The sequence below is a fragment of the Streptomyces sp. BR123 genome, from assembly GCF_013401435.1.
Classification (GTDB): Bacteria; Actinomycetota; Actinomycetes; order Streptomycetales; family Streptomycetaceae; genus Streptomyces.
This window is the reverse complement of sequence record NZ_JACBGN010000004.1, coordinates 60,410-79,283: the sequence shown is the minus strand read 5'-3', so window position 1 is coordinate 79,283 and position 18,874 is coordinate 60,410. Positions and strand designations below refer to the sequence as shown.

The 18,874-nt window shown below is 71.1% G+C and carries 14 protein-coding genes; 3 read left to right on the top strand and 11 right to left on the bottom strand.

The genetic code is table 11. The features are described 5' to 3' along the window. The coding region (locus tag HYE82_RS01265) for a TetR/AcrR family transcriptional regulator (protein ID WP_179172003.1) at positions 1 to 640 on the bottom strand (640 nt) is incomplete at its 3' end. Between the two features lie 97 nt (positions 641 to 737). Here HYE82_RS01265 and HYE82_RS01260 point away from each other — a divergent pair. After that, positions 738 to 1,796 carry an aldo/keto reductase gene (locus HYE82_RS01260; RefSeq protein WP_179172002.1) on the top strand — a complete coding sequence of 353 codons (1,059 nt, stop codon included), beginning with the start codon at positions 738 to 740 and terminating at the stop codon, positions 1,794 to 1,796. A 43-nt stretch (positions 1,797 to 1,839) separates the two neighbouring features. Here HYE82_RS01260 and HYE82_RS01255 read toward each other — a convergent pair whose 3' ends face one another. Beyond that, positions 1,840 to 2,784 (bottom strand): NAD-dependent epimerase/dehydratase family protein, encoded by a 945-nt coding sequence (locus HYE82_RS01255; RefSeq protein WP_179172001.1) that lies wholly within the window; start codon positions 2,782 to 2,784, stop codon positions 1,840 to 1,842. A gap of 219 nt (positions 2,785 to 3,003) precedes the next feature. Between HYE82_RS01255 and HYE82_RS01250 the strand changes: the two genes are divergently transcribed. Together HYE82_RS01250 and HYE82_RS37465 are read left to right on the top strand one after the other, a co-directional pair. Beyond that, positions 3,004 to 5,073, top strand: coding sequence for a phosphocholine-specific phospholipase C (locus tag HYE82_RS01250; RefSeq protein WP_179172000.1), 2,070 nt, complete (start codon positions 3,004 to 3,006; stop codon positions 5,071 to 5,073). 558 nt (positions 5,074 to 5,631) lie between these two features. After that, complete coding sequence (locus HYE82_RS37465; RefSeq protein WP_256986813.1) at positions 5,632 to 8,154, top strand: D-alanyl-D-alanine carboxypeptidase; 2,523 nt, start codon at positions 5,632 to 5,634, stop codon at positions 8,152 to 8,154. A 176-nt stretch (positions 8,155 to 8,330) separates the two neighbouring features. Here the strand turns inward: HYE82_RS37465 and HYE82_RS01240 are convergent, their stop codons facing one another. From HYE82_RS01240 to HYE82_RS01200, 9 genes are all read right to left on the bottom strand, one after another. Continuing rightward, entirely contained in the window at positions 8,331 to 9,518 is a 1,188-nt protein-coding gene (locus tag HYE82_RS01240; RefSeq protein WP_179171999.1) for an ABC transporter ATP-binding protein, read from the bottom strand. A gap of 90 nt (positions 9,519 to 9,608) precedes the next feature. Then, on the bottom strand, positions 9,609 to 10,442 hold the full coding sequence (locus HYE82_RS01235) for a carbohydrate ABC transporter permease (protein ID WP_179171998.1): 834 nt from the start codon (positions 10,440 to 10,442) through the stop codon (positions 9,609 to 9,611). Next, a complete protein-coding gene (locus HYE82_RS01230) occupies positions 10,442 to 11,401 on the bottom strand; it encodes a carbohydrate ABC transporter permease (protein WP_256986812.1) in 960 nt (319 codons plus the stop codon). The genes HYE82_RS01235 and HYE82_RS01230 overlap by 1 nt, the downstream gene beginning before the upstream one ends. 70 nt (positions 11,402 to 11,471) lie before the next feature. Then, on the bottom strand, positions 11,472 to 12,692 hold the full coding sequence (locus HYE82_RS01225; RefSeq protein WP_256986811.1) for an ABC transporter substrate-binding protein: 1,221 nt from the start codon (positions 12,690 to 12,692) through the stop codon (positions 11,472 to 11,474). Positions 12,693 to 13,004: 312 nt separating this feature from the next. Next, positions 13,005 to 14,252: a glycosyltransferase gene (locus HYE82_RS01220; protein WP_179171997.1), complete on the bottom strand. Its 1,248-nt coding sequence runs from the start codon at positions 14,250 to 14,252 to the stop codon at positions 13,005 to 13,007. A gap of 7 nt (positions 14,253 to 14,259) precedes the next feature. Then, positions 14,260 to 15,216, bottom strand: a complete 957-nt coding sequence (locus tag HYE82_RS01215) for an alpha/beta hydrolase family protein (protein ID WP_218782134.1) — start codon at positions 15,214 to 15,216, stop codon at positions 14,260 to 14,262. A gap of 726 nt (positions 15,217 to 15,942) precedes the next feature. After that, on the bottom strand, positions 15,943 to 16,449 hold the full coding sequence (locus HYE82_RS01210; RefSeq protein WP_179171995.1) for an Ig-like domain-containing protein: 507 nt from the start codon (positions 16,447 to 16,449) through the stop codon (positions 15,943 to 15,945). Between the two features lie 211 nt (positions 16,450 to 16,660). After that, positions 16,661 to 17,674 carry an IPT/TIG domain-containing protein gene (locus HYE82_RS01205; RefSeq protein ID WP_179171994.1) on the bottom strand — a complete coding sequence of 338 codons (1,014 nt, stop codon included), beginning with the start codon at positions 17,672 to 17,674 and terminating at the stop codon, positions 16,661 to 16,663. Positions 17,675 to 17,875: 201 nt separating this feature from the next. Further along, entirely contained in the window at positions 17,876 to 18,622 is a 747-nt protein-coding gene (locus HYE82_RS01200; protein WP_179171993.1) for an IPT/TIG domain-containing protein, read from the bottom strand. Between the last annotated feature and the right edge of the window lie 252 nt (positions 18,623 to 18,874).

Sequence of the window (18,874 nt, the reverse complement as noted above, 5' to 3'; positions counted from 1 at the left end):
TCTTCACCGCCCCGGGTCCCCGTCCCGGCGCGGTGAAGACGCCCGCGCGGGCGGCAGCCGCGGCGGCGCGGGCGGAGCGTTCGGCCGCGGCCTCGTCCGGAGGTGCGCCGGTCGTCAGCAGCCGGTAGTACAGGGGGGCGGAGACGAACCGGATGACCTCCTCCACATCCGTGCCCTCCGGCAGTTCGCCGCGGTCCACCGCCTGCCTGACGCACGGCGCCCACTCCCCCACCCGTACGGCGTAGAAGCGGTGCAGGGCCTCCGCGGCCCTGGGGTCCGTACCGGCGGCCGCGATCACGGCCCGGAAGAGCGGGCCCTGGCGCGGGTCGTCCAGGGTGCGGCGGACCAGGTCGGCATTGGCCAGCAGGTCGCCGTCGAGCGAGCCCGTCTCGGTGCGGGGCGCGGACTGCTCCGCCATGTCGCCCAGCAGGTCCGCGACGAGCCCGGACGGCGTGCCCCACCTGCGGTACACGGTGGTCTTGCCCACCTCCGCGCGTCGGGCCACCTCCGCCAGGTCCAGCCGGTCGAAGCCGGCTTCGGCCAGCAGGTCGCCGGCCGCGCGGAGCACCGCGGCCCGCACCCTGGCCGTGCGGCCGCCGGGCCGCAGCATGCCCGGCTCTGCGGAACCCTCATCCGCCATAACGGTTCTCCAGTTCCATTAGTTCGGTCCAACTGTTACGGTGGGACCACTTTAAAGGGTCCACCGTTCCGTTAACCCGTCTTTGAGGGGGCTCGTCATGGAGTACAGGCAGCTCGGCGCTTCCGGTCTCACCGTTCCCGCCCTGAGTTTCGGCGCCGGCACGTTCGGCGGCGAGGGCCCGCTCTTCGGAGCCTGGGGCACCACCGATGCCCGCGAGGCGCGCCGCCTCGTCGACATCTGCATCGACGCCGGGATCACGCTCTTCGACACCGCCGACGTCTACTCCGCGGGCGCCTCGGAATCCGTCCTCGGAGCGGCCGTACGGGGCCGCCGCGACCGGGTGCTGCTGTCCACCAAGGCGGGCCTGCCCCTGGGGGACGGCCCCGGAGACGCCGGCACCTCCCGCTCGCGCCTCATCAGGGCCACCGAGGACGCCCTGCGGCGCCTGGGCACCGACCACATCGACCTGTTCCAGCTGCACGCCTTCGACGCGGCCACCCCGGTCGAAGAGGTGCTGTCCGCCCTCGACCAGCTCGTGCGCGCCGGGAAGATCCGCTACGTCGGCGTCTCCAACTTCGCGGGCTGGCAGCTGATGAAGTCCCTGGCCGCGGCCGACCGCCACGGCTTCCCCCGGTACGTCGCCCACCAGGTGTACTACTCCCTCATCGGCCGCGACTACGAGTGGGAGCTGCTGCCGCTGGGCCGCGACCAGGGAATCGGCGCCCTCGTGTGGAGCCCGCTGGGCTGGGGCCGGCTCACCGGGAAGGTGCGCCGCGGCCGGCCGCTGCCCTCCGGGAGCCGGCTGCACGCGACCGCGGACTACGGCCCGCCGGTCGACGACGACCTGCTGTACGACGTCGTCGACGTACTCGACGCAATAGCGCGGGAGACGGGCCGGACCGTGCCCCAGGTCGCCCTCAACTGGCTGCTGGGCCGGCCCACCGTGGCCTCCGTGATCATCGGCGCCCGCAACGAGCAGCAGCTGCGCCAGAACATCGGGGCCGTCGGCTGGAGCCTGACGCCGGAGCAGAGCGCGCGCCTGGACGCCGTCAGCCACCGCCCGGCGCCCTACCCCTACTTCCCGTACGAGCGCCAGGAGGGGTTCGCCCGCCTCAACCCTTCGCTGACGGCCCCGGCCCCGGGCAGGGTCGCGTAGGGGCTCCGGGCAGCGGCCGCACCGGCCGCCGCCCGGCCGCCCGTCAGCCGGCGTTCGCCGCCAGTCGGTCACGCCACCAGTCCACGGTCGCCTCGATCTGCCGGTCGAGGGGCGTGGCCCGCACCGCGAACCCGGCCTCATAGGCACGGGAATCGACCACGAAGGGCCGGTCGAACTGGTAGCGGACCTCCTTCAGTTCGCGGAGCAGCGGCGAGAAGAGCGCGGCCGCCGCCAGCACGGCCGAAGGGAGCCGGCGGACCGTGACCGGCCCCGTCCCCGCCCGCTCGGCCAGGCGGCCGGCCAACTCGCGGACGGACAGCGCGGGCTCCGTGGGCACGTGCCAGGCACGCCCCCAGGCCCGTTCCTCGCCCGCGACCTCCACCAGGGCGGCGGCCACGTCGGGCAGATAGGTCCAGCTGTGCGGGGCGTCCGGGTCCCCGAGCGCGGAGACCGGTTTGCCGCGCAGCAGCGCCGGCACGGCCCGGGCGGCCAGGTGACCGCCGTCGGTCACGCCGGGCCCGAAGAAGTCCGAGGCCCGCACTTCGACGGCCTTGATGCGGCCCTGCTCGTGCAGCTTCCGCGCCTGTTCCCAAGCAGCGGCGCGGACCCGTCCCTTGGTGCCGGTCGCCGCGAGCGGCAGCCGTTCGGTCAGGGGGCCGTCCACCGGACCGTAGCCGTAGAGGTTCCCGAGCATGGCCAGGACGGCCCCGGTCGCCTCTGCGGCGGCGCAGAGCGACGAGGACAGCGCCGGCCATTCGCCCGCCCAGCGGTGGTAGGGGGGTGCGGCGCAGCCGTAGACGGCGGCCGCGCCCTCCGCGGCCTCGGCCAGGCGCCCGGCGTCCCGCGCGTCGAGCGCGATGTGCTCGATTCCGGGTTCGGGGCGGCGGCCCGAGGCGGTGACGACCCGTACGGACTTGCCCTGCGCGGCCAACAGCCGGGCGGTGGCGGCTCCGGCGGGCCCGAATCCCACGACGACATGAAGGTTCACCGTACGCACCCTAGCGCGCGGCCGTTTGACAGCGCGTCAGGTGTGGCGGGCGCTGCTCGGCGGACGGCCGGCGACGGGATGTGGCCGGACCTCTCCGCAATCCGGCTGCCGTTCGCCTGGCGTATCCCCCGCGGTCACGCCAGGCTCCCCCTCCGGTCCCCCGGGCCCGCTGTGCTGGGGGGCGGCTCCACACCCCCTCAACCGCAGAGGTCATCCGCCATGGCAGAACTCAACCGCCGCCGGTTCCTGCAGCTCACCGGTGGCGCCGCCGCCCTGGGCATGCTGGGCGACAGCATCGCGCGCGCCGCCGCGATACCCGCACAGGGGACCACCGGCACCATTGCCGACGTCGAGCACATCGTGGTCCTCATGCAGGAGAATCGTTCCTTCGACCACTACTTCGGCAAGCTGCGCGGTGTGCGCGGCTTCGGCGACCCGCGCCCGGTGACCCTGCCCAGCGGCAAGTCCGTCTGGCACCAGGCCGACAACGCGGGCAAGGAGACGCTGCCGTTCCGGCCGCCGTCGGACGACCTCGGCATGGAGTTCCTCCAGGGCCTCAACCACGACTGGGCAGGCGGACAGAGCGCCTTCAACAAGGGCAGGTACGACAACTGGGTGCCCGCCAAGTCGCCCGCCACCATGGCGTACCTGACGCGCGAGGACATCCCGTTCCACTACGCCCTCGCCGACGCGTTCACCATCTGCGACGCCTACCACTGCTCGTTCATCGGCTCCACCGACCCCAACCGCTACTACCTGTGGTCGGGCCACACCGGCAACGACGGCAAGGGCGGCGGCCCGGTCCTCAACAACGCCGAGGCCGGCTACGGGTGGACCACCTACCCGGAGCGCCTGGAGGCGGCCGGCATCTCCTGGAAGGTCTACCAGGACATCGGCGACGGCCTCGACGCGGCCGGCTCCTGGGGCTGGATCAACGACGCCTACCGCGGCAACTACGGCGACAACTCGCTCCTCTACTTCAACAACTACCGGAGCGCCCAGCCGGGCAACCCCCTCTACGACAAGGCCCGCACCGGCACCAACGCCAAGGCCGGCGAGGGCTTCTTCGACCGGCTGCGCGCGGACGTCCGGGCCGGCAAGCTGCCCCAGATCTCCTGGATCGCCGCCCCCGAAGCCTTCAGCGAGCACTCCAACTGGCCCTCCAACTACGGAGCCTGGTACATCGCTCAGGTGCTGGACGCCCTCACCTCCAACCCGGACGTGTGGGCCCGTACCGCCCTGTTCATCACCTACGACGAGAACGACGGCTTCTTCGACCACGTCGTCCCGCCGTACGCCCCCGCCGACGCCAACCAGGGCCTGTCGACCACACCCACCGCGCTGGACGTCTTCGGCGGCAAGCCCGGCTACGTCGCCGGCCCGTACGGCCTGGGCCCGCGCGTGCCGATGCTGGTGGTATCCCCGTGGAGCACCGGCGGCTACTCCTGCTCCGAAACCTTCGACCACACCTCGGTCATCCGCTTCATGGAGAAGCGCTTCGGCGTCCTGGAGCCCAACATCTCGCCCTGGCGCCGCGCCGTCTGCGGTGACCTGACCTCCGCCTTCGACTTCGCCCGCAAGGACACCGGCGAGGTCCGGCTGCCCGACACCGGCGCATGGCAGCCGCAGGACCGCGAGCGCCACCCCGACTTCCACGCCGTCCCTCCGGCGGTGGGCAGCATGCCCCGCCAGGAGAAGGGCCTGCGCCCCACCCGCCCGCTGAAGTACGCCCCGTACGTGGACGGCACCGCCCTCACCGGCGAGGGGAAGTTCCGGCTGACCTTCGGCGCCGGACCGGACCTGGGCGCACAGTTCCACGTCACCTCCGCAAACCGCACCGATGCCCCCTGGACGTACACGGCCGAGGCCGGCAAGTCGATCGCGGACACCTGGAACACCCGCTACTCGGCCGGAGTCACCGACCTGACCGTGCACGGCCCGAACGGCTTCCTGCGCCGCTTCCGCAACCCCGGCACCACCGCGGGCCCGGAGGTCACCGCCCGCCACAACGCCGCCACCGGCAACCTGGACCTCACCTGCACCAATGCCGGCGGCTCGACGGCCACCCTCACGGTCACCAACGCCTACGGCGGCGACCCGAAGCGTCTCACGGTCGCCCGGGGCGCCACGGTCACGCACAGCGTCCCGCTGACGAACAGCCGCCGCTGGTACGACGTGACGGTCACCGCGTCCGGGGCTCCGGACTTCGTGCGCCGCTTCGCGGGCAAGGTCGAGACCGGCGCCGCCGGCCTCTCGGACCCGGCGATCCTGACCGACCAGTCGTCCTGACGACCTGACATGAGGTCAGCCGAGTCCGGAGGCCTTGAACACGGACTCGGCTGCCTCCCGGTCGACGCGTGCGGCCGGTCGCCGCAGCGCGGTCGCCCCGTACCCTCAGCGTGCCGCGCACTCGCCGTACGGCGTGCGCACGGTCAGGCGGCAGGGCTCCACCCGGACCAGGGGCGGCAGCGAACGGCTCGCCACCGGTTGGTGGGCCTGCCGGCCCGTCGAAGCCCCCGCCGCCCGGCCGTCACCATGCCGGGCGTCGCGACCCTGCCGTTCGCCCCGGCCCCGGCCGTCCGCGACCGGCGTCCGCCGCGGCCCGCCTGTCCTTGATCACCAGCAGGTGCGAGTAGCCGCCCTGGGAGAACGGCCTCTGCCCTGCGACGCACGGCCAAGGGCTCACTCGTCTCCCGCCCGGAACCCGTCCGGCACGCCGTGCCGAACGGTCGCAAGATCGGGCAGGGGGAACGTTTCGTGCGCTGCGCGCATCTAGCAGTGCGGCGGGGCCCGCAGGGGCACTGCCGCACGGTATCTGCACGGTGCGGGTGGCAAGGCGGGGCTGGGATGAAGGCGATGACGGTGGCGGGCGGTTCTGCGGACGACCGGGAGCACGGGAGAAGCACCAGCGCTGGGGCGGGCCTTGAGGACGCGCCCACGGACCCGGTCACCGCGGACCTCGCCGAGACCGGGGACGCGCCTGCCGTGGCGTTGCCCACGGCCGACGACACGGCCGGGACCGACGCCGACGGCGCGCTCCTCACCCGCGGTGCTGATGCACCGGGCGATGAGCCCGAGAGCAGGGCCGAGTCCGACGAGCCCGAGCCTGCCCGTGACACCGCCCGGCGCAAGACGGCTCCCGGGGCCGACCACGCGGACGCGGCGCCGCCGCCCGCACCCACCCCTGCCGCAGAAGGCAGCGAAGCCGCGAGCAGCGGGGCGCAGGCCCGCTCCTCGGCCGACAGCCACACCGACATCGCAGCCGAAGCCCTCAGGCCGACCGGCGGCGCGCAGCCCGCGCACGGTGCCGCCGCGTCCGGCGACAGCCCCGTGGCCCAGCCCGATGCCGAGGCCGGGGGGAAGGCCGACCGCTCGCCCGCCGTTGTGGGGTCCGCGGCCGACAACACGGCCAGGACCCGTTCCGACGCCAAGCACAACGCCGACACCGAACAGGAGCCCGGCCGAGCCGACACCGAAGCCGAGCCCGCGGACACGGATGCGGATGCGGATGCAGACGCAGACGCGGGCACGGACACGGACACGGACACGGACACGGATGCGGATGCGGATGCAGACGCGGGCACGGACACGGACACGGATGCGGACGCGGACACCAAGGCCGGGCCGAGGGACGACGACACGCAAGTGCTCACCGTGCCCGCACCTACCGCCGCCGAGCCCGAGAGCGACACCGGGGCCGATGGCACGGAAGCCGCCGTGTCACCCGCGCCCGAGGCCTCCGCACCGGGCAACGAGCCGACGAGCGGGATCCCATCCACCTCTGACGCCAAGTCCGAGGAGAAGTCCGACAGCAGGCTGACGCTCACCCGGCCGGCGCGCGACAAGGCCAAGGCCGGGACCGAGCACCCGACGCGCACCGACGCGCCGAGCGCCGACACCAAGGCCACGGCCGACAGCGACAGCCGGAAGGAGTCCGTACGGGCTCGGGGAGAGGAGAGCGACTCCGAGCGGACGAGCAAGCTCGTCGCCCTCGTGCCGCTCGACGTGCCGGCTCCTGCCGCGCCGCGGCCCCAGCCGCAGCCGCAGGCCTCCGCCCCCGCGACGCCCAAGGCACCGTTGGACCTGCTGGCCGAGCTCACCAACACCCCTGCCCCGCCGGAAACCCCCCGCCGGACCGCGCTGCGCCGTGTCAAGGTGTGGACGCCGATCCTGTTGCTCCTCGTCGGGGCCCTCGTCGGCACCCAGTTGCTGCGTCCGCTGCCCGCCCCCCGGCTCGTCGCCACCGAGACCGCTCACGCCGTCGAGGGGCAGTTCTCCGTCCCCTGGCCCGCCAAGGGCCAGGGGGCCGTCCGCGTCCCCGGCTCAGGCGACATCGGCACGTTCGGTGAGCAGAAGCCCGTCCCCACCGCCAGCGTGGCCAAGGTGATGACGGCCTACGTGATCCTCAAGGGCCACCCCCTGCGCAAGAACGATCCCGGTCCCGCCATCACGGTCGACGCGAAGGCCGTGGCCGACGGCAACGCCGAGGACGAGTCCCGGATCCAGGGGCTCACGGCCGGGACGAAGTTCAGCCAGCAGGACATGCTCAAGATGCTGATGGTCCCGTCGGCCAACAACGCCGCCCGGCTGCTGGCCCGCTGGGACACGGGCAGCGACTCCGAGGCCGCGTTCGTGGAGAAGATGAACGCCGCCGCCAGGGAACTCGGGATGAAGGACACGACGTACACGGACCCCAGCGGCCTGGACGCCGGCACCGTCAGCACCGCCACCGACCAGTTGAAGCTGGCCGAGGCGGTGATGAAGGACGAGGTCTTCCGCACGATCGTCGCGATGCCCAGCGCACCCGTCAAGGGGCTGGCCGAGCCGCTCGTCAACAACAACGAACTGCTCAGCGTGCAGGGCCTGAGCGTCCGCGGCATCAAGACCGGCTCCAGCACACCGGCCGGCGGAACGCTGATGTGGGCGGCGTACAAGTCGGTCGGTGACGAAACCCCGCTGATCCTCGGCACGTTGATGGATCAGCGCGTGGACGGCCCGGACCCGAACGGGACGAAGAGCCTGGCCCTGGTGCTGGCGAACAGCAAGAAGATCATCGAGGCGGTGCGGACGGCCCTCGTGTCCGCCCCGCTCGTCCGCAAGGGCGACACGGTCGGTCACCTGGACGACGGCCTCGGCGGCCGCACGCCGCTCGTGGCCACCAAGGACCTGAACGTGATCGGCGTTCCGGGGCAGCGATTGAAGATCAGCATCGCCGCCGGCGCCTCGCCGCTGCCGCACAAGGCGGAGGCCGGCACGGAGGTCGGCACGCTGACGGCCGGTGACGGTGAAGGGGCCAAGAGCGTGCCGGTGGCCGTCCGGAACGCCCTGGCCGAGCCCTCCGCCGGGGCCCGGCTCACTCGCCTCGGCTGAACGGCTCCACCGCCGGTCCGGCCGTGGGTCCGGCCGGCGGCGCCGGGGCCCGGCGGCCGGGGTCCGGGGTCCGGGAAGACGTCGGAGACCGACCGCGAACAGCAGCCGGCCGGGGCTGTCCACGCTGCGCGGGCGCGGGCGTCTGTGTGGCGAGGACAGCCCTGCGTGGCGCATCGTCAGTCCGCCCTCACCGGATGCGTGAGGTTCGCTCCGCTCCCCGGGTCGAACACGTGGGCCTTGGCCATGTCGACCTGCAGCTCTACCGGAGCGCCCTCCCGGGCACGCGTGGCGGCGTCCAGTCGGGCCACGAGGGAACGGGTGTCGGCGCCGGTGTCGCGCAGGCCCGAGTCCTTGGCGAGCTCCTCCAGTTCGGTGGTCGTCGCGGGCCCCCCCTCCGCTGTGAAGTAGACGTACGCATCGGAGCCCAGCGACTCCAGCACTTCCACGGTGGCGGTGAAGACCGGGCCCGTCCGGTCCCGGGCGTGTGGCAGGGCGACGTCCTCGAACGCCTCCGGTCGCAGCCCCACGATGACCTCGCGGGGCGCGTCCTGTCTTTCCAGCACCTGCCTCGTACGGTCGTCGAGGGGCAGGTCGCCCAGGGGCGAGCGCAGGGCGCCGTCCTCCAAAGTGGCGTTGAGGAAGTTCATCGCCGGGGAGCCGATGAAACCGGCGACGAAGATGTTGCGCGGCGAGTTGTACAGTTCGGCAGGGGTGCCGATCTGCTGGACCAGGCCCTGTCTCATGACCACGACGCGGTCGCCGAGCGTCATCGCCTCGGTCTGGTCGTGGGTGACGTACACGGTGGTCGTGCCGAGGCGCCGCTGCAGCCGGGAGATCTGAGTGCGCATCTGCACTCGGAGTTTGGCGTCCAGGTTGGACAGCGGCTCGTCCATCAGGAACGCCTTGGGATCACGGACGATCGCCCGCCCCATGGCCACCCGCTGGCGCTGCCCGCCCGAGAGGTTGGCGGGCTTGCGGTCCAGGTGCTCGGTCAGGTCAAGGATCCGGGCGGCTTCCGACACCTTGGCGTTGATGGTGTCCTTGTCCACCTTGGCCAGGCGGAGCGGGAAGCTCATGTTCTCCCGGACGTTCATGTGGGGGTACAGGGCGTAGCTCTGGAACACCATGGCGACGTCGCGTTCCTTGGGAGCGAGCTCGTTGACGACCCGGTCTCCGATGCGCAGGGTGCCCTCGGTGATGTCCTCAAGTCCGGCGATCATGTTCAGGGTGGTGGACTTGCCGCATCCGGACGGACCGACCAGGATGACGAACTCGCCGTCGGCGATCTCGAGGTCCACGTCCTTCACGGCGAGGGCCCCGTCGGGAAAGCGCTTGGTGACTCCCTCAAGGATGATCTCGGCCATGGATGGTGCCTCCTTGCCTTCGTTCCTTCCGCGTCCGAGCACTACGGTCGATGTCTCGGACCGGTGGCCCGTCTGACGCGGTCGGCCCGTTCACCCCTTGACTGCCCCGGAGGTCAGTCCGGCGACGATCCGCCGCTGGAAGAACAGGACGAAAACGATGATCGGGACGGTGATGACCACGGCGGCGGCGGCGATCGACCCCGTGGGCTGCTGGAACTGGGAGCTCCCGGTGAAGAACGCGATCGCGGCCGGTACTGTGCGCGCCGACTCGGTGGAAGTCAGCGAGATCGCGAACAGGAAGTCGTTCCAGCAGAAGATGAACACGAGGATGGCCGTGGTGAACACGCCCGGCGCGGCCAGCGGCACGATGACCATCCGGAAGGCCTGCGCGGGCGTCGCCCCGTCGACCTTGGCGGCCTTCTCCAGGTCCCAGGGGATCTCCCGGAAGAACGCCGCCAGGGTGTAGATCGCCAGCGGCAGGGAGAAGGCCGTGTACGGGATGATCAGCCCGACCCAGGTGTCGAAGATCCCCACGATCCGCTCGATGTCGAACAGCGGTGACACCAGGGAGATGGGCGGGAACATGGCGATCAGCAGGGACATGCCGATGAGCACCTGCTTGCCGGGGAAGCGCAGCCGGGCCACCGCGTAGGCGGCCATGGTGCCCAGCGCCACCGCGATCACCGTGGCGATCAGGGCGATACCGATCGAATTGATCAGGGCGCGGGTGAACTCGGAGGTGTCGAAGATGCCCCGGTAGTTCTCCAGGGTCCAGTCCCTGGGGATGTAGTCGCCGTCCGTGAGGGTGCTGGGGTCCTTGAACGACAGGGCGGCGATCCACCACACCGGGAACAGGGCGTACAGCACCACCAACACGTTCACGACGCCCCATCGGGCGGCATGCGTCCTTCCTGCCGCGGCCATCAGCGCTCCGTCTCCGCGCCGGGTGCGGCGGCGCCGAACATTTTGACGAAGGTGAAGGCGATGATCCCGACGCAGATGAAGATCAGAACGGAGATCGCCGACCCGATGCCCAGGTTCAACGCGGTGAACAGGTTGTCGTACCCGAGGATCGACAGGGAGCCCGTGTCCTGGGCGCCGGCGGTCAGGATGTAGATGTTGTCGAAGATCCGGAACGCGTCCAGCGTGCGGAAGAGCAGTGCCACCAGGATGGCCGGCTTCATCAGCGGCAGCATGATCTTGGTGAAGCGCTGCCAGGCGGTGGCACCGTCCACCATGGCCGCCTTCAGGGTCTCCTCGGGGACCAGCGCGAGCCCCGCGAGCAGCAGCAGGGCCATGAACGGCGTCGTCTTCCACACCTCGGCGAGGATGATCAGCCAGAGGGCGGGCCAGTGCTCCGTCAGCGGGGCCTCTCCGCTGGGCAACAGCCCGGCGAGGTATCCGAGGTCCGGGGTCCAGGCGTACTGCCAGGAGAAGGCGGCGACCACGGTGACGATCCCGTACGGCACGAGGACCGATGTGCGAACGACGCCGCGCCAGAAGATCGTGCGGTGCATCACCAGGGCGAGCCCCATGCCGAGGACCAGTTCGATCGCCACGGACACGGCGGTGATGAACAGGGTGACCCAAAAGGCGTCCCACCAGAACGGGGAGGACAGCACCGCCCCGTAGTTGCTCAGGCCCACGAACTCCGCTCGTCCGGGAAAGCGCAGGTCGTACCGCTGGAGAGACAGATAGACGGCGTACCCGACGGGGTAGGCGGTCACGGCGATCATGACGACGACCGCGGGCGCGCAGAGCAGCCAGCCGAGCCGCCTCTCCTGCCTGGCGCCCGCCGAGAGTGCCGCCCGGTCCGGCCCCGCCTGCTGCGTGCTCGCCGCGGGGGGCGGCAGGGTTCCGGCCGGTTGCGCTCGCGTGCTCATGTCGGGCCGCCCCGGGACGAGGCCGGCGCGCTGCGGCGCCGGCTGTCGGGCTGGGGCGGGAGGAGGTGGTTCACGGGATCACACCCTCGGATCGCAGGGCATCGTCGATCTGCTGCCTGATGGTGTCGACGGACCTCTCCGGTTCGATCCCGGCCGGCGGGGACAGCGTGTGGGAAACCGCGATCGACACGTTCTGGTAGGCCGGAGTGAGCGGGCGCACGCTCGCCGACTCCAGGGCGGCCAGCACCGCCTCGGAGAAGGGGTACTCCTTCCTGAACGCGGGCTCGTCGTACAGGGCGCGCAGGGTGGGCGGCAGACCGCCCTCGATCGCGGCGGTGAGCTGGTTCTCCCGGTTGCGCAGGCACAGCGCCGCCTCGAAGGCCAGGTCGGGGTGGCGCGAGTACGCGCTCACAGCCAGATCGATGCCGCCGATGGTGGGCCGTGCCGGACGGTTCGCGTCGACCCGGGGGTACGGCGCCCAGCGGAAGTTCTTGAACAGCTCGGCGTCGTTCGCCTTCATCGACGGATAGACGAACGGGTAGTTGAGCTCGAACGCCGCCGTCCCCGACTCCATGGCGAGGCGGTTCTGGTCCTCCATCTGGTTGGGCAGGGAGGGGTCAGCGGCCGGGGAGTTCGCCAGTTCACGCATGATCCCCGCGGCCCGCACGGCAGGAGGGCCGAGGGAAGGCCCGGTCGCGCTCGCGTTGAGGATGGAGCCGCCCGCACTGTTGACCAGCGTGTTGAACCACACGGTCAGGCCCTCGTACTGGGCGCCCTGGATCTCCACGAAGTGCGGTTTGCCCTGCCGTGCGAGGGCGCCGGCCATGTCCAGCATCTCGGCCCAGGTCCTGGGCGGGGTGGGCGCCAGGTCCTTGCGGTACCACAGGAGCTGGGTGTTGGTGTTGTACGGGACTGCGTACAGCTTGCCTTTCCAGGTCGAGGTCTGCAGCGGTACGCGCAGGGTGCCCTCGACGGCCTGCCGCTTCGCCGCCCCCGTCCATTCCCGGATCCAGCGCGCCTCGGCGAACTCCGCCGCCCAGGTGACGTCCAGGCCCAGGATGTCGAGCGAGTCGTCCTCGGCGGCGAGTCTGCGTACGAGCTGCTGGCGCTGGCCGTCCGCGGCCCGCGGGAGCTTGTTGTAGCTGATCCTGTAGCGGCCGCCCGACGCCTGGCTGCACCGGTCGGCCGCCTTCTGGAGCGCACCGGAGTCGTCGGGGAAGTTGTACCAGTTGAGAGTGGGCCTGCCGGAGCCCTCGTCACCGCCGCACGCGGCGAGCACCGACGCCAGCAACGGCAGTACGGCGAACGCCCGCAGCCAGCGCGTCCCCCTGCGACTCCCCCTGTGACCCGGAACCGGCCGGCAGCCGCACCTCGTGTGCACGCGCTCCACACCTCGCTTCCGGACGGTGGCACGGTGCTCGGGCCTCGCAGCGTTCACCTCCCGGCAGATATTAAATGCCGCATAAGTCGCGATCAAGCACATATTGCCGCTCCGTCGTCTCGCAGGCCGGGGCGGCGCTGCCGACCGGGACGGTCCGCACGTCGGGCCCGGCCACCGCGATTCGACGACGGGAGCGTTCGAGGACGTCTTGATCACCCGTGATCACCCGGAGCCGACCCCGTACCGCTCCAGGACCTGGCAGGCCCGAGCGATGCCGTCCTCGGCTTCCAGCGCCCGGCTGAGCCGACGCGCGGCCTCGGCGTAGGAAGCGTGCCGGGTGAGGGCCTGCAGGCGCTGGGCGAGGGCGGCAACGGTGAGCTCCCGGACCGGCAGGGGCGCGGGCCCCGCGCCGAGCTCGTGCACCCGTGCGGCCCAGTAGGGCTGGTCTCCGAAGAAGGGACAGACCAGGGACGGTCTTCCGGCGCGCAGTGCCGAGGCCGTCGTCCCCGCCCCGCCGTGGTGGACCACAGCGGCCATCCGGGGAAACAGCCAGTCGTGGGGGGTGTCGCCGACCACGAGGACGTCGTCCTCGCTGGTGGCAGGGTCCCCTGGCAGCACTCCGCGCAGGTTCGCCCGACGCAGGGCCGTCCGCACGAGGGCGTCGGTCGCCTTGGGGTCGCCGGTCCTCATGCTGCCGAATCCGACGTAGACGGGCGGGGGGCCGTCGGCCAGGAAGGAAAGCAGTCGCCGTGAGGGCTTCCACAGCGGCTGGTCATGGTGCCAGAAGCCGGTGACGTGGACGTTCGGTCCCCAGTCGGACGGCCGCGGTACGACCGTCGGGCTGAACGCACACAGCACGGGGGCTTGGCGAACCTGCCGGAAGGGGGCCGACAGTGAGAGCGCCGGGAGGCCGAGGCTCTCCCGGCGCCATGCGTTGACGAACCGCCGGAACACCATCCAGGACCCGAGGTCGACCGCGCCGTAACTGAGCCGGTTGCCCACGCCCCCCAGCATCCGTGCAGCCGGTGCGAACGGGTGCGGGAAGGCCTTCGTGGGCTGGCTCGGCTGGAAGTGGACGACCGCGTGCGGGACCTGGAGGTACTGGCTCAGGTGAACGCCGAGGAAGCTGAAGGTCGGCGCCAGAACCAGGTCGGCTCCTTCCGCACCGGCCTGCGTCTCCTCCAGCATCGGCATGATGCAGGGCCGCAGGACCCGGTCCATGCGGCGGATGAACGCCACCGGGTTCCGTCGTCCGGCGAGGAGTTCCTGCCCCTCGGCGGACTCGATGATCTCCGCGGGGTCGACCGGAAGGGGATGGAGGTCCAGGCCCGCGTCGGCGATCAGCCGCCCATAGCGGACGCTGGCCAGGATCCTCACCCTGTCGCCCCGACGGAGCAGTGCTCGTCCCAGGGCCAGGCAGGGCTGGACGTCGCCGCGGGATCCCGCGGCGAAGATCACCACTGTCCGCATGGAACCGCTACCCGAGTGACTTCATGACCGTCGGCCAGATGGCGTGCAACTCGTTCTGCCAGTACGGCCAGGAATGCGTCCCCGGTGTGTACACGTGCGTCGTGACGTCGACACCCGCCGAGCGGAGCGAGCGCGCGAAGCTCTTGGTCTGCTTCGACAGCGGTGCCTCGCCCAGCACGCTCACCAGCAGCACATTGCGTGGGCGTCCCGTGTCCAACGGTCCGGGCTTGCTGCTGCCCGCGGACAGATGGACATGCGTTCCGCGGAAAGAACCGGGCATGGCAGCGGGGTTGTGGGACTGCCAGACGTCGGCGTTGTCCACCGGATCACCCCACACTTCCTTGATGTCGATGCCCTCCCTCCAGGTGCCGAGTGAGAGCTCCAGACGCACGGCAGGATCGTTCAGATCCACGTAAGAACTCATCGAGGCCACGTAACGGAACATCCCCCGGTTGTGCGCCGCGTAGTTGAGGGCGCCGAAGCCGCCCATGGACAGTCCCACGACGGCTCGTGAGGGGCCCGCACGGTACTTCTTCTCCATGAGCCTCACGAGTTCGCCGGTGTGAAAGGTTTCCCAGCGGGGCGCACCGGCGAACCAGTCGCTGTAGTAGCCGGCCCTTCCGGCGTCCGGCATGACGATGAGCACGTCGGAGTCCTTGGCCAACTCTTCCACGTCCGTCTCGCGCACCCAGGACGTGTAGTCGTCGTCTCCACCGTGGAACATGTAGAGAACCGGAAAGGTGGCTTTCGGCTTTCTGTCCCAGCTCGCGGGAAGGATGACGCGGACCGGGATCGACATTCCCATTGCCGGGGAACGGACCGTGAGATCGCGGATTCGGTCGTCGATGACTTTCACGGCAGTGACACGGGCCTCTGCGTGGTGAGGCCCGGCCGCGCCGTCCGGTCTCCGCTCAGCCGCGTGCGCCTCGGTCGAGAGGAGAGCGGCGGCGAGCCAGAGGCACACCAGATACGTTCTTGCGTACTTCAGAAAAGTGACCCACACAGCCGGGAGCATGACGAAATGCGCTGGTCGTCACCATCAGACACTCCGTTCAACGGAGGCCGGTAGCCCGTACAGCCGCACAGCGCCGGCAGGGCTGCGGGGCTGTCAAATGGACGGCTCCGGCCCGTAGCCGGCGGCAACGCCGGACAGCCGTGTCTGATTCACGCGCGTGATGCACGTCAACCACCGGATGCGCGCAGCCGGGCGCGCCGTCCCGCGGACCGCCTCGGCACCGGGACGGGGACGCTGCCGGGCCGTCAGGGCGCTCGGGATGCGTGGCAAGCGGGTCGGCACGCTCGCCCACGACAGGGCTGGTGCAGGGGAGGAGCAGCCGGGCCCCGGCTCTCCCGGCCGGAGCCGACGCGACCGCCGCGATCACCTTCTGCGGCACCGGGCACGTACGCCGCTGTAGCACCGTCAGCCCGGGGCTGCGCGGCGAACGTGGTCCGGGAGCAGTCCGTTTCTCGTAGTACTGCCTGTCTCCGGCGCCTCGGCCAGCACGGAGACCAGGGGAAACAGCGCCGTCAACTCGGCGCGTGCTCCACCGGCCTGCCCCGACGGGCCACCCACCAGGGCCGGAACCGAGAAGACGATCAACGGCTGCGAAAGTCTTGTCAGAGCCGAACGACGTGCAGTCCCCGACCATGGCGGCAGCCTACTGGTCCAACGGATTCCCGGCGCAGGACACTAGCGGAGGTGTCGCTGCACCTGGGCCCCGTACTTGCGCCCGGAGATGGTGACGGTGTTGTTGATGTCGCCGACGGAGAAGTTGATCGGCCCGCTGCAGACGAGGAAACAGAATCCGGGGGTGGGCAGCGTCGGGGCGGACGTGACCTGGACGACCGTGGTGCTGTGGGAGGCGTCGCAATCCGCGTTGCCGTTGTAGGCGGCGGTGATGCTGTGCGAGCCGGTGGTGGCGAACGTGGCGATGTAGCCGGCCTGGCCGTTGGCCTGCACGGGCACGGTGCCGAGCAGGTCGCTGCCGTCGAAGAACGTCACGCCGAGCCCGCCGGCGGGGTCGGAAGGGCAGTCGACCGTGGCCACCAGGTGCACCGGAGCGCCCACCGCGGCGGACTGCGGAGTGGCCGTCACCGTGGTGCTCGACGGTACGGCCCAGGCGGGCGAGCCCAGGCCCAGCACGGCAGCCAGGGCTGTGACGACGACCAGTCTCGTTCTTCCTCGTGTGATCCTCACCGGTTCAACTCCTCGTTCTGTCGCGGGCCGGCGGGTTGCCGGCGCCGTGGAGCTTCACGTTATGGCGACCTCTTTGCCTTCCGGGAAGGCGGCGCGCACAAGTAGCCTGGTTGGATCACCGCCCGAACCGGTCGTCGGGCAGACGAGTGCGGGCGCGGTACGAGGGGCTGTACGAGGTGTGTGGGGCGCCTCTTTTCCCGCTGTCCGGGTGTCAGATGCCGGGCGGGGCCTTCCGGGTGTAGGTCAGCCCGGGGCTGGTGCCACCCGCTGTGGTGACGGTCACAGTGACCGGACCTGCAGGTCCCGCGGGTGCGACCCCCGTGATCTGTGTGTCCGACACGACGGTGAACGAGACGGCCGTACCCCCGAAGGTGACGGCCTTGGCGGTGGCCAGGTTCGTGCCGGTGAGGGTCACCACGGTGCCCGCGGACGTCGGACCGGCAGCGGGCACCAGTGCTGTCAGGGCGGGTGCGGCGACATAGGTGAAGGCGACGGGGTTGCTCGTGCCGCCCGAGGTGATCACCGTGATCGGTGAACTGCCCGTCCCCGGCGGAGCGGTGGCCGTGATCTGCGTCGCCGACACCACGGTGAAAGAGGCGGCGTCGGTGCTGCCGAACCGTACGGTAGTGGCATTGAGCAGGTTGCTCCCGGTCAGTGTGACCACCGCGCCTCCGGCCGTCGGGCCCTGGGCGGGGCCGGCACTGTTCAGGACGGGAGGCGCTACGTAGAAGAAGGCGCCCGGGGCGCTGGTGCCATTCGGTGTCGTGACGGTCACGGCGGCGGCTCCGGCACTTCCGGCAGGTGTCACGGCGGTGATCTGGGTCGCCGAGTTCACCGTGAACGACGTCGCCGGGACCCCGGCGAACCTCACCGCCGTGGCCCCGGTGAACCCCGTCCCCGTGAGGGTGACACTGGTGCCGCCCGACGTCGGACCGTTGTTGGGCGCGATGTCCGTGACCACCGGCACCTGCGCCGCTGCATACACGAACGTCACCGAGTTGCTGGTGCCGGTCGGATGGACGACGGTCACCGCCACCGTACCCGCGGCGTGGGGCGGGCTCACCGCCGTGATCTGGGTGGCCGAGTTGACGGTGAAGGAGGTGGCGTTGGTGCTGCCGAACCGTACGGCGGTGGACCCCGTCATTCCGGTGCCGGCGAGGGTGACGGTGGTACCACCGGTGGTGGGACCTTGCGAGGGATTGATGGTGTTGATCGTGGGCGGCATGAGGATGCTCCTACGGCAGCCTGGACGAACCCCGGGTTGACGCGGATGCCGGTCCGGCCCCGGGGGAACCGCCGCATCTGGGACTTCGGCGGATGGAGGGTGTCCGCCCACCGGGGATCATGTGGCCGGAGGGCGGACAGGCGCGGGAAGTACCGCTCGGGCTGCCGCCCGGTGAAGACCGGGCGGCAGCATGGTCGAGGGTCAGATGCCGGGAGCCGCGACGTAGGTGAACGCGTCGGTGGCCGTGACGGAGCCCGCCGGGTTGGTCACCACCACGTCGACTGCGCCGGCGGCCCCGGGCGGGGTCACCGCCGAGACCGTGGTGGAGTTCACCACGGAGAACGGTGCCGGGTTGCCGTCGAAGGTGACCGACTCGGTGGTGCCGAGGTTGGTGCCGGTGATGGTCACACCGGTACCGCCGGACGTCGGTCCGGAGGTCGGCGTGACAGCGGTCACCGTGGGGACGTCCACGTAGGTGTAGGACAGACCGTTGTGCGTCCCGCCCGCGGTGGTCACGGTCACTCCGACGGGGCCCGCCGCTGCGCCCGCCGGCACGGTGACGGTCAGCTGGGTGTCGGAGAGGACCGTCGGCGTGGCGGTGTTGGCGCCGAAGGCCACACCGGTGGCGGTCGCCAGCCCGACACCGTTGAGCGTGACCGTGTTGCCGCCCGCGAGGGCGCCGGAGGTCGGCTGGAGCGTGGACTTGAACGGGGCTCCGACGTAGAAGAACGGGATCGGGTTGCTCGTGCCACCCGCGGTGGTCACGGTCACCCCGACGCTGCCGGTGCCCGAGGGCGACACGGCCGTGACCTGCGTCGGCGAGACGTTGGTGACGTTGGTGGCGGGCTTGGTGCCGAAGGTGACGTCGGTGGTGCCGGACAGGTTCGCACCGGTGATGGTCACCAGTGTGCCGCCGCCGGTGGATCCCTGGTTCGGAGAGATGGGCATGGAGAGACTCCTCGCTGACATGACGGGGCCAGAGGACACAGCGGAACCGGGGGGCCGCCGGGCCGACCTTCGCGGAAGGCCCTCACGGGAGGACGGACGGCTGAACCGTGCCGCCGGGTCAACGGAGTTCCCTCGTAGGAGCACAAAGGAAGAACCGGCAGACACCGCCCTCTATCGTGATCCCCGGCCATGGGATGGGCGGCCCACCGGTTCGCTGATTCAAGTAACCCACAGGGCCATATCGCCGACAAG

Coding starts and splice junctions, on each gene's coding strand:
- HYE82_RS01260 (WP_179172002.1), top strand. CDS start 738: ATGGAGTACAGGCAGCTCGGCGCTTCCGGTCTCACCGTTCCCGCCCTG.
- HYE82_RS01250 (WP_179172000.1), top strand. CDS start 3,004: ATGGCAGAACTCAACCGCCGCCGGTTCCTGCAGCTCACCGGTGGCGCC.
- HYE82_RS37465 (WP_256986813.1), top strand. CDS start 5,632: ATGAAGGCGATGACGGTGGCGGGCGGTTCTGCGGACGACCGGGAGCAC.
- HYE82_RS01240 (WP_179171999.1), bottom strand. CDS start 9,518: ATGGCCGAGATCATCCTTGAGGGAGTCACCAAGCGCTTTCCCGACGGG.
- HYE82_RS01235 (WP_179171998.1), bottom strand. CDS start 10,442: ATGGCCGCGGCAGGAAGGACGCATGCCGCCCGATGGGGCGTCGTGAAC.
- HYE82_RS01230 (WP_256986812.1), bottom strand. CDS start 11,401: ATGAGCACGCGAGCGCAACCGGCCGGAACCCTGCCGCCCCCCGCGGCG.
- HYE82_RS01220 (WP_179171997.1), bottom strand. CDS start 14,252: ATGCGGACAGTGGTGATCTTCGCCGCGGGATCCCGCGGCGACGTCCAG.
- HYE82_RS01205 (WP_179171994.1), bottom strand. CDS start 17,674: ATGCCGCCCACGATCAACACCATCAATCCCTCGCAAGGTCCCACCACC.
- HYE82_RS01200 (WP_179171993.1), bottom strand. CDS start 18,622: ATGCCCATCTCTCCGAACCAGGGATCCACCGGCGGCGGCACACTGGTG.